Here is a 14,017-nt window from a genome sequence, read left to right as displayed (position 1 = left end):
CGCCGGTTCGCCAGGGGACGTTCAATGCCAGGTCCAGGGGTAGGTTGCAACGGTGAGGCCGCCCAGGCCCTGCGCATCGCGTTGCTGGTGCCATGCCACAACGAGGCCGCGACCGTGGCCGCGGTCGTCGAGGGGTTCCGCCGCAGCCTGCCTTCGGCGCACTGCCACGTCTTCGACAACCGCTCGGTCGATGCCACCGCCGGGATCGCCCGCGCCAGCGGTGCCGAGGTGCATGCGGTGGCGCTGCGCGGCAAGGGCAACGTGATCCGTCGCGCCTTCGCCGACGTCGAGGCGGATGTCTACGTGATGGTGGATGGCGACGCGACCTATGACGCGGCCGCGGCGCCGGCGCTGGTGAAGCGCCTGGTCGAGGACGGCCTGGACATGGTGGTGGGCGCGCGCGTCGACCAGGACCCGGCCGCATACCGGGCCGGGCACCGCTTCGGCAACCGCCTGCTGACCCGCTGCGTCGCCATGATGTTCGGTGACAGCTTCGACGACATGCTTTCCGGCTACCGGGTGTTCTCGCGGCGCTACGTGAAGTCCTTCCCGGCGCACGCTTCCGGTTTCGAGATCGAGACCGAGCTGGCGGTGCACGCGCTGCAGCTGCGCATGCCCGTTGCCGAGATACCGACCACCTATGGCGCGCGTCCACAGGGGTCGACCAGCAAGCTCAACACCTGGCGCGATGGTGCGCGCATCCTCGGCACGATCGGCCGGCTGGTGATGGCCGAGCGTCCGCTGCTGTTCTTCTCCGCCTGCGCCGCGGCGACGTTGCTGCTGTCGGTGCTGCTGGCCGCGCCCCTCTTTGTCACCTACCTGGAGACCGGCCTGGTGCCGCGTTTCCCGACCGCGATCCTGTGCGCGGCCCTGGTCCAGCTGTCGGCGATACTGTTCGGCTGTGGCCTGGTGCTGGACACTGTCACGCGCGGGCGCATCGAGGCCAAGCGCCTGGCCTACCTGGCGATCCCGGCCACGCGCGTCCGCCTGGGCGTGGCGGAAATGCCGCCGCGCCTGCCGGTCGCCGGCATACCACCGGCCGGTGTGGCCGTCGCAGGGACGCCGGGCGTCGCGCCCGCAGGCGCGGCGCCGCAGGTGGGCGAGGGCACTGCCGAATGAGCCTGCCAGGAGACGCGCGGTGGCGCGCGCTGCAGGCGGCGGCTGCGCGCGTGTTCGGATTCGGCTCGCGTGCCGGCGTGGTGGGTGCCGCGGCCGCGGTGGCGCTGCTGGTCGCGGCGGTTTCGCTGCTGCGCGGACAGGACGCCAACTGGGACCTGCGCAACTACCACGTGCACAACGGCTGGGCCTGGCTGCAGGGGCGGCTGGGCATGGACCTGGCGCCGGCGCAGCTGCAGACCTACTTCGTGCCGCTGCTGGACGTGCCGTACTTCCTGCTGGTGCAGCATGCGCCGGCGCCGGTAGCGGGCGCGCTGCTGGGGCTGGTGCATGGCCTGGCGTTCCTGCCGGTGGCGTGGATCGCGTGGCGCGCGCTGGCCGGCGATCCGCGCCGCGACTGGCTGGCGCCGTTGCTGGGACTGGCCGGCCTGGCCAGTGCCGCGTTCCTGTCCGAACTCGGCACGACCATGGGCGACAACACCACCGCGCCGCTGGTGCTGGGCGCGCTGGCGCTATGCCTGCCGGTGGCCGGGGTTTGGCGCAACGGTCGAACCGTTCTGGCTGGCGTACTGCTCGGCGCGGCGGTGGCGCTGAAGCTGACCAATGCGATCTATGCGGTGGCGCTGGGCCTGGCGGTGCTGGCCGCGCCGCTGCCGTGGCCGGCGCGGCTGCGTACGGGCGTGTTGCTGGCCGGTGTGGCGCTGCTGGTCTTCGCGGTGCTGGCCGGGCCGTGGCTGCACGCGGTGTGGCAGGTCTACGGCAACCCGCTGTTCCCGCAGTACAACGTCTGGTTCCAGGCGCCGCTGGCTTCGCCGGGGGCGACGGCCGACCTGCGCTGGCGTCCGCAGGGCCTGGGCGAGGCGCTGCTGCGGCCGCTGCTGTTCACCCTCAACCCGCGCCTGGTCAGCGAGCTGTCGCTGCTCCAGGTGGCCTGGGCGCTGCTGTACGTGGTCGCGCCGCTGGCCGCCCTCGCCTGGCTGCGCCGCCGCACGCGTGGCGGCGCACGGCCGGAAGCGGCCGATGCGTCGGTGCTGCGCATGCTTGGCGTGTTCTTCGTGGTCGGCTTCGTGCTGTGGCTGTGGATGTTCAGCATCCACCGCTACCTGGTGGTCCTGGAACTGCTGGCGCCGCTGGTGCTGTGGCTGCTGCTGCGCGGGCTGTTGCCGGGACGGGCCGGGTCGAGCGTGGCCGGCGCCGCGGTGCTGCTGTGTGCCCTCGTGGCGCTGGCGGGCTGGAACGACTGGGGCCACGCGCGCTGGACCCGCGAGGCATTCCGTGTCGAGGCGCCGGCCGGGCCGCCACCCGGCCTGGTCCTGATGGGCGGCGACGAGCCGCAGTCCTGGCGCATCCCGTTCCTGCCGGATGGGCCGGTGTACGTGGGCGTGGGCACCAACTTCCCGGAAGCTGCGGCCTACGTCGAGCAGGTGCGCGCGCTGGTCGCCGCGCATCCGGATTCGCGGGTGATGCTGCCGGCGGAGGCGGACGCCTCCGGCGGCGGAAAGCTGCTGGAACGGCTGGAGCGCAACGAACGGCACAACCGCTGGGCCGCGCGCCTGGGCCTGGACCGCGGCGACTGCCTGGCGATGCGCTGGATCGCCGGGCGCAGCAGCAGTCGTGGCCTGGTGGAGCCGGCCGATTCGCCGAGCGGCCGTTGCCGCTTCGTGGCGGTCGAGCGCGGCCAGGCGCGGCCGCTGGACGGACAGGCCATGCAGGACGCGCGCGAGCAGCTGGACCGCGAACGCATCGCGGCCGCCGCGGCCATGCTCGAGCAGCGCTACGGACTGCGCCTGCACGCCGACGCCTGCACCGTGCACCGCAGCTGGATCGGCGCGTCGGCGTTCCCGTACCGCTTGTGCCGGGTGGGACTGCTGGACGCCGGCGGCTGAAGGCTGCGCCCGCGCCGGCCTCAGGGCAGGGCGTAGCCGGCTTCGCGCAGCAGGCCGGACAGGGCGATCAGCGGCAGGCCGACCAGGGCGGTCGGGTCGCGGTTCTCGATCGCCTCGAACAGGCTGATGCCCAGACCCTCGCACTTGAAGCTGCCGGCGCAGTCGAACGGCTGCTCGGCATCGACGTAGCGTTCGATCTCGTCGGCGGCCAAGGTGCGGAAGTGCACCTGGGTCAGGTCGACCGCGGCCAGTTCGTGGGCGCCGCGGCGCAGGCATACGGCGGTATGGAAGCGCACCGTGCGCCCGCCCATCTGCGCCAGCTGGGCGATCGCCGCCGCGCGGCCGCCGGGCTTGCCCAGCACCTGGCCGTCCAGTTCGGCGGCCTGGTCCGAGCCGATCACCCAGGCGTCCGGGAACCGTTCAGCCACCGCGTCGGCCTTGGCCTGGGCCAGCCGGCGGACCAGCTGGGGCGGGCTTTCGGCGCGCAGCGGGGTCTCGTCGACGCCCGGGCCGACGCACTCGAAAGGCAGCCGCAGGCGCTGCAGCAGCTCGCGGCGGTAGCGGGAAGTGGACGCAAGGATCAACATATGCGGGTACGGCGGGTGGGCCGGCCAGTGTCGGCCGCGCCGCGGCCGCCGGCAATCGCCCGTTTCCACGCCCGGGCCGGGTTTGACATGGCCCGGTCCGGTCCTTAACATTCAGCGGCTTATGTCCGCAGGTGCATCCGTCGTGCAGGTCCCCGAAACGCTGGATGCCTGGAGGATGGTCGCCGCGAGGCGGCAGTTCGAAGGGCGGATGCCGCTGTCGGCGATGCCCCGGCTGGGCGACAGCCTGGCCGACACGGACGGCGAATGCCGCTTCGCGCTGGAGTTCGGGCACGATGCGCTGCAGGTGCCCTACGTCGAACTGACGCTCGACGCCGGGCTGCCGCTGGTCTGCCAGCGCAGCCTGGAGCGGTTCGTGTTCCCGGTGAAGACCGTGCAGCGGCTCGGCCTGATCCGCGACGAGGCCGAGGATGCCGCGTTGCCGCCAGGCTACGAGGCGCTGCTGGTGCCGGAGGACGGCCTGTTGCGGCCGACCGAGCTGGTGGAGGACGAGCTGGTGCTCGCCCTGCCGGTGGTGCCGATGGCCCCGGGCAGCGAACCGGTCGAGCAGACCTGGTCGGCGGGCGAGGAAGAGTTGCAGGCGGCCAGCCCGTTCGCGGCGCTGGCGGCCCTGAAGAAGAAGTAACAAGCAGGACACACGGTCGCGCCGCCGCCGAAGGCGCCCTGGAACGGCACCGGCGGGTGGCTTCGAGGTCCAACAAGACACGCACTACAACGAGTTTGGAGCAATCCCATGGCTGTGCAGAAATCCCGAGTCACTCCGTCCCGCCGCGGCCAGCGCCGTTCCCATGACGCGCTGACGGCCAAGCAGCTGGCGACCGACCCGACCACGGGCGAGACCCACCTGCGCCACCACGTCACCGCCGACGGCTACTACCGCGGCAAGAAGGTCATCGCCACCAAGACCTCGGTGGTCGAGGAAGACTGATGCCCTGGCGGGCGCGCCCCGTGCGCGCCCGTTCGCGGTGAAACACATCCAGGCTCCCGCAAGGGGCCGCAAGCGGGAATGCGCATGAGCGAGCGGATCTATTCGCGCATCGCCGGAACCGGCAGCTACCTGCCGGCGAAGGTGGTGACCAACGACGACCTGGCCAAGGTGGTCGACACCAGCGACGAATGGATCCGTACCCGCACAGGCATCGCCGAACGGCGCGTCGCCGCCGAAGGCGAGACCACCAGCGACCTGGGCCACCAGGCCGCGCTGCGCGCGCTGGAAGCCGCCGGCGTCGATGCCTCCGCGATCGACCTGATCGTGGTCGGCACGACCACGCCGGACGTGGTGTTCCCGTCGACCGCCTGCCTGATCCAGCAGAAGCTGGGCATCGCCGGCTGCGCGGCGTTCGACGTCAACGCGGCCTGCTCGGGCTTCGTGTTCGCGCTGAGCGTGGCCGACAAGTTCATCCGCACCGGCGCGGCGAAGACCGCGCTGGTGATCGGTGCCGAGACCCTGACCCGCATCGTCGACTGGAGCGACCGCACGACCTGCGTGCTGTTCGGCGACGGCGCCGGCGCGGTGGTGCTCAAGGCCGATACCGAGACCGGCATCCTTTCCACGCACCTGCATGCCGACGGCAGCAAGCGCGACCTGCTGTGCTGCCCGGCCGGCGTCTCGGCCGGCTTCAAGCCGGACGAGACCAATGCCGGCGTGCGCATCCACATGGCCGGCAACGAGGTGTTCAAGCACGCGGTCAAGGCGCTGGACGGCGTGGTCGACGAGACCCTGGCCGCCAACGGCCTGGACAAGCACGACCTCGACTGGCTGATCCCGCACCAGGCCAACCTGCGCATCATCGAAGCCACGGCCAGGCGCCTGGAGATGCCGATGGACCGCGTCGTCGTCACCGTCGACCGCCACGGCAACACCTCCGCCGGTTCGGTGCCGCTGGCGCTGGACGAAGCGGTGCGGTCCGGTCGCGTGCAGCGCGGCCAGCTGCTGCTGCTGGAAGCGTTCGGCGGCGGCTTCACCTGGGGCTCGGCGCTGCTGCGCTACTGAGCCGCGCGGCCTGCGGGCCGCTGCTGCAATCCGCGTATTCCACGAACACCGCGCAGCCTCCAGGGCCGCGCGGTGTCGTCGTGCCTGTCTACCGGGCGCAGTCCACGCCGCGCAAGGCATCAGGCATACGCAGCAGTACAGACGAAGCACCACTTTCGCCCGTATCATCGGCATTCGTTCCTGATCTGCGACAGCGCGTGACCGACCCGACGCTCGCCTTTGTTTTCCCCGGCCAGGGCTCCCAGTCCGTAGGGATGCTGGCCGAACTGGCCGAACTGCACCCGCAGGTGCGCGAAGCCTTCGCCGAAGCCTCCGAAGGCGCCGGCATCGACCTGTGGAGCCTCTCCCAGGGCGGCCCCGAGGAAATGCTCAACCGCACCGAATACACCCAGCCGGCGCTGCTGGCCGCAGGGATCGGCGTGTGGCGCGCGTGGAACGCGCAGGGCGGTGCGCAGCCGTCGATGCTCGCCGGGCACAGCCTGGGCGAATACACCGCGCTGGTCGCCGCCGGCGCGCTGTCGCTGGCCGACGGCGCGCATCTGGTGCGCCTGCGTGGCCAGCTGATGCAGGACGCCGCGCCCGCCGGCACCGGCGCGATGGCCGCCGTGCTTGGCGCCGACGACGCGCTGGTGCAGGAAGTCTGCACCGAGGCGTCCGGCAGCCAGGTGGTGGTGCCGGCCAATTTCAATTCCCCCGGCCAGATCGTCATCGGCGGCGACGCCGCGGCGGTCGACCGCGCGCTGGCGCTGCTGGCCGAGCGCGGCGTGCGCAAGGCGGTGAAGCTGGCGGTGAGCGTGCCTTCGCACACGCCGCTGATGCGCGAGGCGGCCAACCGCCTGGCCGAGGCGATGGCCGGCCTGCGCTGGCAGGTGCCGTCGCTGCCGGTGGTGCAGAACGTGGACGCGCAGGTGCACGACAGCGTCGAAGCGATCCGCGACGCGCTGGTGCGCCAGCTCTACCTGCCGGTGCAGTGGACCGGCTGCGTGCAGGCGCTGGCCGCGCGCGGCGCGACCCGCGTGGCCGAATGCGGCCCGGGCAAGGTGCTGGCCGGCCTGGTCAAGCGCATCGACAAGTCGATCGACGCGCGCGCGCTCGGCACCGCCGGCGATTTCGGTGCGGCGCTGGACGACTGGCGCTGATACCTTTGCGGCGGCGCGCCGGCCGGCGCGCCACGCCCTCCACGAACGCGAGAAGAAGAGACCCACCATGACTGCAAGCAGCCTGCCCCTGAGCGGCGAGATCGCCCTGGTCACCGGCGCCAGCCGCGGCATCGGCGCGGCGATCGCCGACGAACTGGCGGCGCGCGGCGCCACCGTGATCGGCACCGCCACCAGCGACGCCGGCGCCGAAGCCATCGGCGCGCGCCTGGCGGGGCAGGGCGGCCACGGCCGCAGGCTGGACGTCACCGACGCCGCCGCGGTCGAGGCGCTGATCGACGGGATCGCCAGGGAATCCGGCGCGGTCTCGATCCTGGTCAACAACGCCGGCATCACCCGCGACAACCTGCTGATGCGGATGAAGGACGAGGACTGGCAGGCGATCATCGACACCAACCTGACCAGCGTGTTCCGCACCTCCAAGGCGGTGGTGCGCGGGATGATGAAGGCGCGCAAGGGCCGCATCATCAACATCGCCTCGGTGATCGGCGCCACCGGCAACGCCGGCCAGGCCAACTACGCCGCGGCCAAGGCCGGCATCATCGCCTTCAGCAAGTCGCTGGCCAAGGAGATCGGCAGCCGCAACGTCACCGTCAACGTGGTGGCGCCCGGCTTCATCGACACCGACATGACCCGCGAGCTGCCGGAGGACGCGAAGAACGCGATGCTCGGCCAGATCGCGCTGGGCCGGTTCGGCGAACCGGCCGACATCGCCCGCGCGGTGGCGTTCCTGGCCGGACCCGATGCGGCCTACATCACCGGCGAAACCCTCCATGTGAATGGCGGCATGTACATGGCCTGAGCCTGGCGCTCGCCAGAAGAAGGATCTCAAAAGCCCCGTAAGCTTTTGATCCGGTTGCGGTTCCCGGCCAGTGCCAGGCCCGCGGCTTTTGACTACACTATCCGCCCTGTGGAAAGTGATCCTCCCGTACCGGCGCGTGCCGCGGCGGTCCGAACAACAACCACTCCATCCGGAGCAGCAAACCCATGAGCACCATCGAAGAGCGCGTCAAGAAAATCGTCGTCGAACAGCTCGGCGTCAAGGAAGAGGAAGTGACCAACAGCGCATCGTTCGTCGACGATCTGGGCGCCGACTCGCTCGACACCGTCGAGCTGGTGATGGCCCTCGAGGAAGAGTTCGAGTGCGAGATCCCGGACGAGGAAGCCGAGAAGATCACTTCCGTCCAGCAGGCGATCGACTACATCAAGGCCCACGTCAAGAGCTGACGCGAGCCGTGCCTCCGGGCCGCCTGGCGGCCCGTGGCAAAAAACCGTCCGGGGCCGCCGCGTGCGGCCCCGTGCGCGTCCGGCCCGGTCGTGCCGGGCGCGCCTGCCATACCTGATCCGCCGTATACCAGGAGCCGTCTATGAGTCACCGTCGCGTCGTCATCACCGGCATGGGCATGGTCTCGCCGCTTGGCAACGACCTGGCCAGCAGCTGGGACGGCATCATCAACGGCCGCTCCGGCATCGGCCCGGTCACCCATTTCGACGCGTCGGCCTTCACCACGCGCATCGCCGGCGAGATCCGCGATTTCGACCCCACCGCCTTCGTGCCGCCCAAGGACGCGAAGAAGATGGAGGCGTTCATCCACTACGGCCTGGCCGCCTCGTTCATGGCCCTGGACGATTCCGGGCTGGAGATCGACGAGGGCAACGCCGAGCGCATTGGCACGATCATCGGTTCGGGCATCGGCGGCATCCTCGGCATCGAGGAGCAGACCGCCAAGTACCTGGAGGGCGGTCCGCGCAAGATCTCGCCGTTCTACGTGCCCAGCACCATCATCAACATGCTGCCGGGCCAGCTGAGCATCATCCGCGGCCTCAAGGGCCCCAATTTCTCGGCGGTGTCGGCCTGCGCCACCGCCAACCACTCCATCGGCACCGCGATGCGCATGATCCAGTACGGCGATGCCGACGTCATGGTCGCCGGCGGCGCCGAGCGCGGTTCCTCGCCGACCTCGATGGGCGGCTTCTGCTCGATGAAGGCGATGTCCACCCGCAACGACGACCCCGCGCGCGCCTCGCGTCCGTGGGACGCCGAGCGCGACGGCTTCGTTCTCGGCGACGGCGCCGGCATCCTCGTGCTCGAGGAATACGAGCACGCCAGGGCGCGCGGCGCGCGCATCTATGCCGAGCTGGTCGGCTTCGGCGCCAGCGCCGACGCCAACCACATGACCGCGCCCAGCGAGGACGGCGACGGCGCCGCGCGCTGCATGCTGGCCGCGCTGCGCGACGCCAAGCTCGATCCGTCTGCGGTCGGCTACCTCAATGCGCACGGCACCTCGACGCCGCTGGGCGACCTGGCCGAGACCCTGGCGATCAAGCGCGCCTTCGGCGACCACGCCTACAAGATGATGGTCAGCTCGACCAAGTCGATGACCGGCCACCTGCTCGGCGCCGCCGGCGGCGTGGAGGCGATCTTCTCGGTGCTGGCGATCCACCACGGCATCGTCCCGCCGACCATCAACCTGGAGAACCCGGGCGAGGGCTGCGACCTGGACTACGTGCCGAACGTGGCGCGCGAGGCCAAGGTCGACGTGGCCGTCTCCAACGGCTTCGGTTTCGGCGGCACCAACGGCACGCTGGTGTTCAAGCGGATCTGACGCCCTGATCGGCCGCGCGCGCCGCGGCCTTCGACAGGACGACCAGGGGCCGGTGGCTCCGCCCGCGGCAAGCGGGGCGGACGCACCGGCCCCGTCCATTCCATCCCGCCAGGACGCATGCTCCGCTCCCATCCGCTCCCCGCCGATACCGACCTGCTGGCGCTGCACCGGCTGGCGCCGGCGCGCTATCCGCTGCTGCTGGAATCGGTGGCCGCGGGCACGGTGCAGGGGCGCTGGGACCTGCTGCTGGCGACCAGCGGCGAAGGCCTGCGTCTGGACGTCGACGGGCTGACCCGCGACCTGCGCGGCGAAGCGCAGGCGGGCAGTTTCCTCGAGGCGCTGGACGCGCAGTGGCGGCAGGCGCGCGTCGAGCCGGAAGAGCCGCGCTGGCCGTTCCGCGGCGGCTGGGCGCTGCTGCTGGACTACGAGCTGGCCGGGCAGGTCGAACCGGTGCTGCGCCTGCCGCAGCGTGCGGGCGACGGCCGCCCGCAGGCGCTGGCGCTGCGCTGCCCGGCGGCGGTGCTGCGCGACCGCGCCAGCGGCGAATGCGTGGCCCTCGCCGAGGACGGACACGCGCCGCTGCTGGATACGCTCCTGGACGACCTGCGCGCCTCGGTCGCGCTGCCGCCGCTGCCGCAGTGGATGCCGCCGGCGAGCGTCACCGAGGACGAACCGCAGCGCTTCATCGACGGCGTCGAACGCATCCTCGACTACCTGCGCGCCGGCGACGTGTTCCAGGTGAACCTGTCGCGCGCCTGGCAGGCACGCTTCGACGCGCCGCTGGATCCGGCGGCGCTGTACGCGCGCCTGCGCCAGGCCAATCCGGCGCCGTTCGCCGGGCTGTTCGCCGGCGACGGCTGGGCGGTCGCGAGCTCATCGCCCGAACGCCTGGTCTCGGTGCGCGGGCGCGTGGCCGAAACGCGGCCGATCGCCGGCACCCGCCCGCGCTTCGAAGGCGACGACGACGCGGCGCGGATCCGCGAACTGGTCGGCCATCCCAAGGAACGCGCCGAGCACGTGATGCTGATCGACCTGGAGCGGAACGACCTGGGGCGCGTCTGCACCGCCGGCAGCGTCCAGGTCGACGAGCTGATGACGGTGGAGAGCTACGCCCACGTCCACCACATCGTCAGCAACGTGCGCGGCATCCTGGAAGAGGACGCCACGCCGGGGCAGGTGATCGCCGCGGTGTACCCGGGCGGCACCATCACCGGCTGCCCGAAGGTGCGCTGCATGCAGATCATCGCCGAGCTGGAAGGCGTGCCGCGCGGCGCCTATACCGGCGCGATGGGCTGGCTCAACCGCGACGGCGACCTGGACCTCAACATCCTGATCCGCAGCGCCGAAGTGCAGGGCGCCGACATGGTGTTCCGCACCGGCGCCGGGATCGTCGCCGACTCGGTGCCGGCCCGCGAACTGGACGAGACCCGGGCCAAGGCGCGCGGCCTGCTGCGCGCGCTCGATCCGGCGGCATGAGCGGGGTGCGGGACACGGCAGGCCTTCAGCCTCGCGCGGTATGCTGGGCGCCGGTCGAGCGAAGAGGTGGACGTGGCTGGCGGATGTAGGAGCGCGCTGCGCTGGATGCTGGGAATCGTGGCCCTGGGGCTGCTGCTGGCGGCGCTGCTGGCCGGCTGGGGCTGGACCCGTTACCAGGCGTTCGCCGACGCCCCCGTGGCCAGCGGCCAGACCGCCGACAGCGTGCGCATCGAACGCGGCGACGGCTTCGTTCGCGTGCTCGGCCGCCTGCGCGAGGCCGGCGTCGATGCCGGCCACGACCTGGAATGGCGCCTGCTGGCGCGGCAGATGGACGCGGCCGGCCGGCTCCGCGTCGGCGAGTACGCGCTGTCGCCGGAACTGACTCCGCGCCAGCTGCTGCAGCGCATGCGCGACGGCCGGGTGATCCAGTACCGGGTGACCATCGTCGAAGGCTGGAACTTCCGCCAGCTGCGCGCCGCGCTGGCCGCCGCCCAGCCGCTGCTGCACGAGACCACCGGCATGGACGACGCGGCGGTGATGGCCGCGCTCGGCCACCCCGGCCAGCATCCGGAAGGTCGCTTCCTGCCGGAGACCTACCTGTACCAGCGCGGCGACAGCGACCTGGACATCCTGCGCCGCGCCCACGACGCGATGGCGCAGGCCCTGGCCGCAGCCTGGGAAGCGCGCGCGCCGGACGTGCCGCTGAAGTCGCCCGACGAGGCGCTGATCCTGGCCTCGATCGTGGAGAAGGAAACCGGGCAGGCGCACGAGCGCCCGCAGATCGCCGGCGTGTTCGCGCGGCGCCTGCAGAAGGGCATGCTGCTGCAGACCGACCCGACCGTGATCTACGGCCTGGGCAGCGCCTACGACGGCAACATCCGCAAGCGCGACCTCACCACCGACACCCCCTACAACACCTACACCCGCCCGGGCCTGCCGCCCACGCCGATCGCCATGCCCGGCCGCGCCGCACTGCAGGCGGCGGTGAACCCGGCCCCGGGCGACGCCCTGTACTTCGTCTCGCGCAACGACGGCAGCCACGTGTTCTCGGCCACCTATGCCGAGCACAGCGCCGCGGTGGACTGCCACCAGCGCCGGCGCTGCCGCTCGGGCACGGCCACGACCGCGCCCGCGGCCGGCGACGCCGTCGGCGAGGCCAAGCCGGAGACGGGCGACGGCAAGGACACGCGTCGATGAGCACCATTCCCACCCACCCGCGCTTCATCAGCCTCGAGGGAGGCGAGGGCGCGGGCAAGAGCACCGCGCTGGCGTCGCTGCGCGAGGCCTTGCAGCGCCACGGCCACGACGTGGTCCTGACCCGCGAGCCCGGCGGCACGCCGCTGGCCGAGCAGATCCGCGCGCTGATGCTCGACAACCGCGAAGCCCTGCGCGGCGAGGTCGAGGCCGAACCGCTGGCGGCGGAGACCGAACTGCTGCTGGTGTTCGCCGCCCGCGCCCAGCACGTGCGCCAGGTGGTGCTGCCGGCGCTGGAGCGCGGAGCCTTCGTGGTCAGTGACCGCTTCACCGATTCCAGCTACGCCTACCAGGGCGACGGCCGCGGCCTCGACCCGGACTGGATCGCCGAGCTGGAGCGCCGCGCGGTCGGCCTGCGTCCGGGCCTGACCCTGCTGCTGGACCTGGACGTGCGCGAGGGCCGCGCCCGCACCAGCGGCCGCGACCTGTGGCCGGACCGGATCGAGAGCGAGCAGGACGAATTCTTCGAACGCGTGCGCGCCGGTTTCCGCCGCCGCGCCGAAGCCGAGCCGGAACGCTTCCGCGTGATCGACGCCTCACGCTCGCCTGCGGAGGTGGGTGCGGCCGTCGCCGCGGCGGTCGAAGCCTTCCTCGCGGAGCAGGGCCGATGAGTGCGGCGCTGGCGCCCTGGCAGCAGCGCATCCACGACCAGGCGATGGCCTCGCTGGCCGCCGGCCGGCTCGGCCACGCGCTGCTGCTGTGCGGCCCGGCCGGGCTGGGCAAGCGCGCGGTCGCCGAACGGCTGGCCGCCTTCGTGCTCTCCGGCGGCGACCCGGCCGCCGAGGCGCGCAACCGCCCGCTGATCGCCGCCGGCACCCATCCGGACCTGCACCTGGTCGGGCTGATCCCCAACCGCGAAGGCACCCGGATGCGCACCGAGATCGTGATCGAGCAGATCCGCGAACTCGGCCAGCAGCTGGCGCTTACCTCGCAGTACGGCAGCGCCCAGGTCGCGATCATCGATCCGGCCGACGCGCTCAACACCGCCGCCTGCAACGCGCTGCTGAAGACCCTGGAGGAGCCGGCCCCGGGCCGCTACCTGTGGCTGGTCAGCAGCCGTCCCGGGCGCCTGCCGGCGACCATCCGCAGCCGCTGCCAGCGGCTGGAGTTCCGCCTGCCGCCGCGCGAGGAATCGCTGGCCTGGCTGGCGTGCCGGGGCCACGCCGCGGCGGAAGCGGCCGAGGCCCTGGACGCCGCCCGCGGCCATCCCGGCCTGGCCGACGAATGGCTGCGTGGCGACGGCCTGGGCCTGCGCCGCGAGGTCGGTGCCGACCTGGACGCCATCGCGTCCGGCCGCGCCGACCCGCTGGAGGCGGCCGTGCGCTGGGCCGGCGACGAGCGCGCCGCCGAACGCCTGGCCCATGCCGCCGAGCACGCGCGCGATCGCGCCGCCGCGCTCGGCTTGACCGATCCGGACCGATTGCACAAGCTGGCGTCCTGGTTCGACGATGCCAACCGTGCGCGCGAACTGCTGCGCAGCACGGTGCGCGCCGACCTGGTGGTCGCCGATCTTCTGCTGGCCTGGCGCGACGGTGCGCGGGCCCAGGCAGGCAAGGGGGAAAACCGATGAGTGCTGTAAGCGGACGCCAGGGCATCCTGTCGCTGGCGGTGAAGGACAAGGCTGCCCTGTACAGCGCGTACATGCCGTACATCCGGCACGGCGGCATCTTCGTGCCCACGCCCAAGCGCTACTTCCTCGGCGACGAGGTGTTCCTGCTGCTGACCCTGCCCGATTCCAGCGATCGCCTGCCGATCGCCGGCAAGGTGGTGTGGGTCACCCCGGCCGGCGCCCAGGGCAACCGCACCGCCGGCATCGGCGTGCAGTTCCCGGAAGGCAACGAGGGCGAGATGGTGAAGAACCGCATCGAGACCCTGCTGGCCGGTACCCTCAACGCCGACAAGCCGACCCAGACCATGTAACCCG

Annotated in this window: 15 protein-coding genes; 14 read left to right on the top strand and 1 reads right to left on the bottom strand. The window is 72.0% G+C overall.

Annotation, left to right across the window (positions count from 1 at the left end; genetic code table 11):
* Window positions 1–24 precede the first annotated feature (24 nt).
* Both M503_RS16705 and M503_RS17925 read left to right on the top strand, forming a co-directional pair.
* Window positions 25–1,119, top strand: a complete 1,095-nt coding sequence (locus tag M503_RS16705; protein WP_081721087.1) for a glycosyltransferase family 2 protein — start codon at window positions 25–27, stop codon at window positions 1,117–1,119.
* Window positions 1,116–3,002: a glycosyltransferase 87 family protein gene (locus M503_RS17925; protein ID WP_028920357.1), complete on the top strand. Its 1,887-nt coding sequence runs from the start codon at window positions 1,116–1,118 to the stop codon at window positions 3,000–3,002. The genes M503_RS16705 and M503_RS17925 overlap by 4 nt, the downstream gene beginning before the upstream one ends.
* Before the next feature lie 20 nt (window positions 3,003–3,022).
* Here M503_RS17925 and M503_RS0115225 read toward each other — a convergent pair whose 3' ends face one another.
* On the bottom strand, window positions 3,023–3,589 hold the full coding sequence (locus tag M503_RS0115225) for a Maf family protein (protein WP_028920358.1): 567 nt from the start codon (window positions 3,587–3,589) through the stop codon (window positions 3,023–3,025).
* 121 nt (window positions 3,590–3,710) lie between these two features.
* Here M503_RS0115225 and M503_RS0115220 point away from each other — a divergent pair, with 121 nt between their 5' ends.
* The 12 genes from M503_RS0115220 (at window position 3,711) to M503_RS0115165 (ending at window position 14,013) form a co-directional block, all read left to right on the top strand.
* Window positions 3,711–4,232, top strand: coding sequence for a YceD family protein (locus M503_RS0115220; protein WP_028920359.1), 522 nt, complete (start codon window positions 3,711–3,713; stop codon window positions 4,230–4,232).
* A gap of 108 nt (window positions 4,233–4,340) precedes the next feature.
* Complete coding sequence (gene rpmF, locus M503_RS0115215; protein ID WP_024869578.1) at window positions 4,341–4,535, top strand: 50S ribosomal protein L32; 195 nt, start codon at window positions 4,341–4,343, stop codon at window positions 4,533–4,535.
* Window positions 4,536–4,619: 84 nt separating this feature from the next.
* Complete coding sequence (locus M503_RS0115210) at window positions 4,620–5,600, top strand: beta-ketoacyl-ACP synthase III (protein WP_024869579.1); 981 nt, start codon at window positions 4,620–4,622, stop codon at window positions 5,598–5,600.
* Between the two features lie 197 nt (window positions 5,601–5,797).
* A complete protein-coding gene (gene fabD, locus M503_RS0115205; protein ID WP_028920360.1) occupies window positions 5,798–6,739 on the top strand; it encodes an ACP S-malonyltransferase in 942 nt (313 codons plus the stop codon).
* A gap of 67 nt (window positions 6,740–6,806) precedes the next feature.
* Window positions 6,807–7,559, top strand: a complete 753-nt coding sequence (fabG, locus tag M503_RS0115200) for a 3-oxoacyl-ACP reductase FabG (RefSeq protein WP_028920361.1) — start codon at window positions 6,807–6,809, stop codon at window positions 7,557–7,559.
* A gap of 185 nt (window positions 7,560–7,744) precedes the next feature.
* A complete protein-coding gene (acpP, locus tag M503_RS0115195; protein ID WP_013535667.1) occupies window positions 7,745–7,984 on the top strand; it encodes an acyl carrier protein in 240 nt (79 codons plus the stop codon).
* Between the two features lie 140 nt (window positions 7,985–8,124).
* Window positions 8,125–9,363: a beta-ketoacyl-ACP synthase II gene (gene fabF / locus M503_RS0115190; RefSeq protein ID WP_081721086.1), complete on the top strand. Its 1,239-nt coding sequence runs from the start codon at window positions 8,125–8,127 to the stop codon at window positions 9,361–9,363.
* Window positions 9,364–9,480: 117 nt separating this feature from the next.
* Window positions 9,481–10,839 (top strand): aminodeoxychorismate synthase component I, encoded by a 1,359-nt coding sequence (locus tag M503_RS0115185; protein WP_028920363.1) that lies wholly within the window; start codon window positions 9,481–9,483, stop codon window positions 10,837–10,839.
* 105 nt (window positions 10,840–10,944) lie between these two features.
* Entirely contained in the window at window positions 10,945–12,036 is a 1,092-nt protein-coding gene (gene mltG, locus M503_RS16700; protein ID WP_081721085.1) for an endolytic transglycosylase MltG, read from the top strand.
* On the top strand, window positions 12,033–12,704 hold the full coding sequence (gene tmk / locus M503_RS0115175; protein ID WP_028920364.1) for a dTMP kinase: 672 nt from the start codon (window positions 12,033–12,035) through the stop codon (window positions 12,702–12,704). The genes mltG and tmk overlap by 4 nt, the downstream gene beginning before the upstream one ends.
* Window positions 12,701–13,663 carry a DNA polymerase III subunit delta' gene (locus M503_RS0115170; RefSeq protein ID WP_028920365.1) on the top strand — a complete coding sequence of 321 codons (963 nt, stop codon included), beginning with the start codon at window positions 12,701–12,703 and terminating at the stop codon, window positions 13,661–13,663. Before tmk ends, M503_RS0115170 begins: the two co-directional genes overlap by 4 nt.
* On the top strand, window positions 13,660–14,013 hold the full coding sequence (locus tag M503_RS0115165; RefSeq protein ID WP_024869587.1) for a PilZ domain-containing protein: 354 nt from the start codon (window positions 13,660–13,662) through the stop codon (window positions 14,011–14,013). Before M503_RS0115170 ends, M503_RS0115165 begins: the two co-directional genes overlap by 4 nt.
* The last annotated feature ends 4 nt before the right edge of the window (window positions 14,014–14,017 follow it).

Source organism: Pseudoxanthomonas suwonensis J47, assembly GCF_000513955.1.
GTDB classification, from domain to species: domain Bacteria; phylum Pseudomonadota; class Gammaproteobacteria; order Xanthomonadales; family Xanthomonadaceae; genus Pseudoxanthomonas; species Pseudoxanthomonas suwonensis_C.
This window is presented reverse-complemented; position numbering and strand designations above follow the sequence as displayed.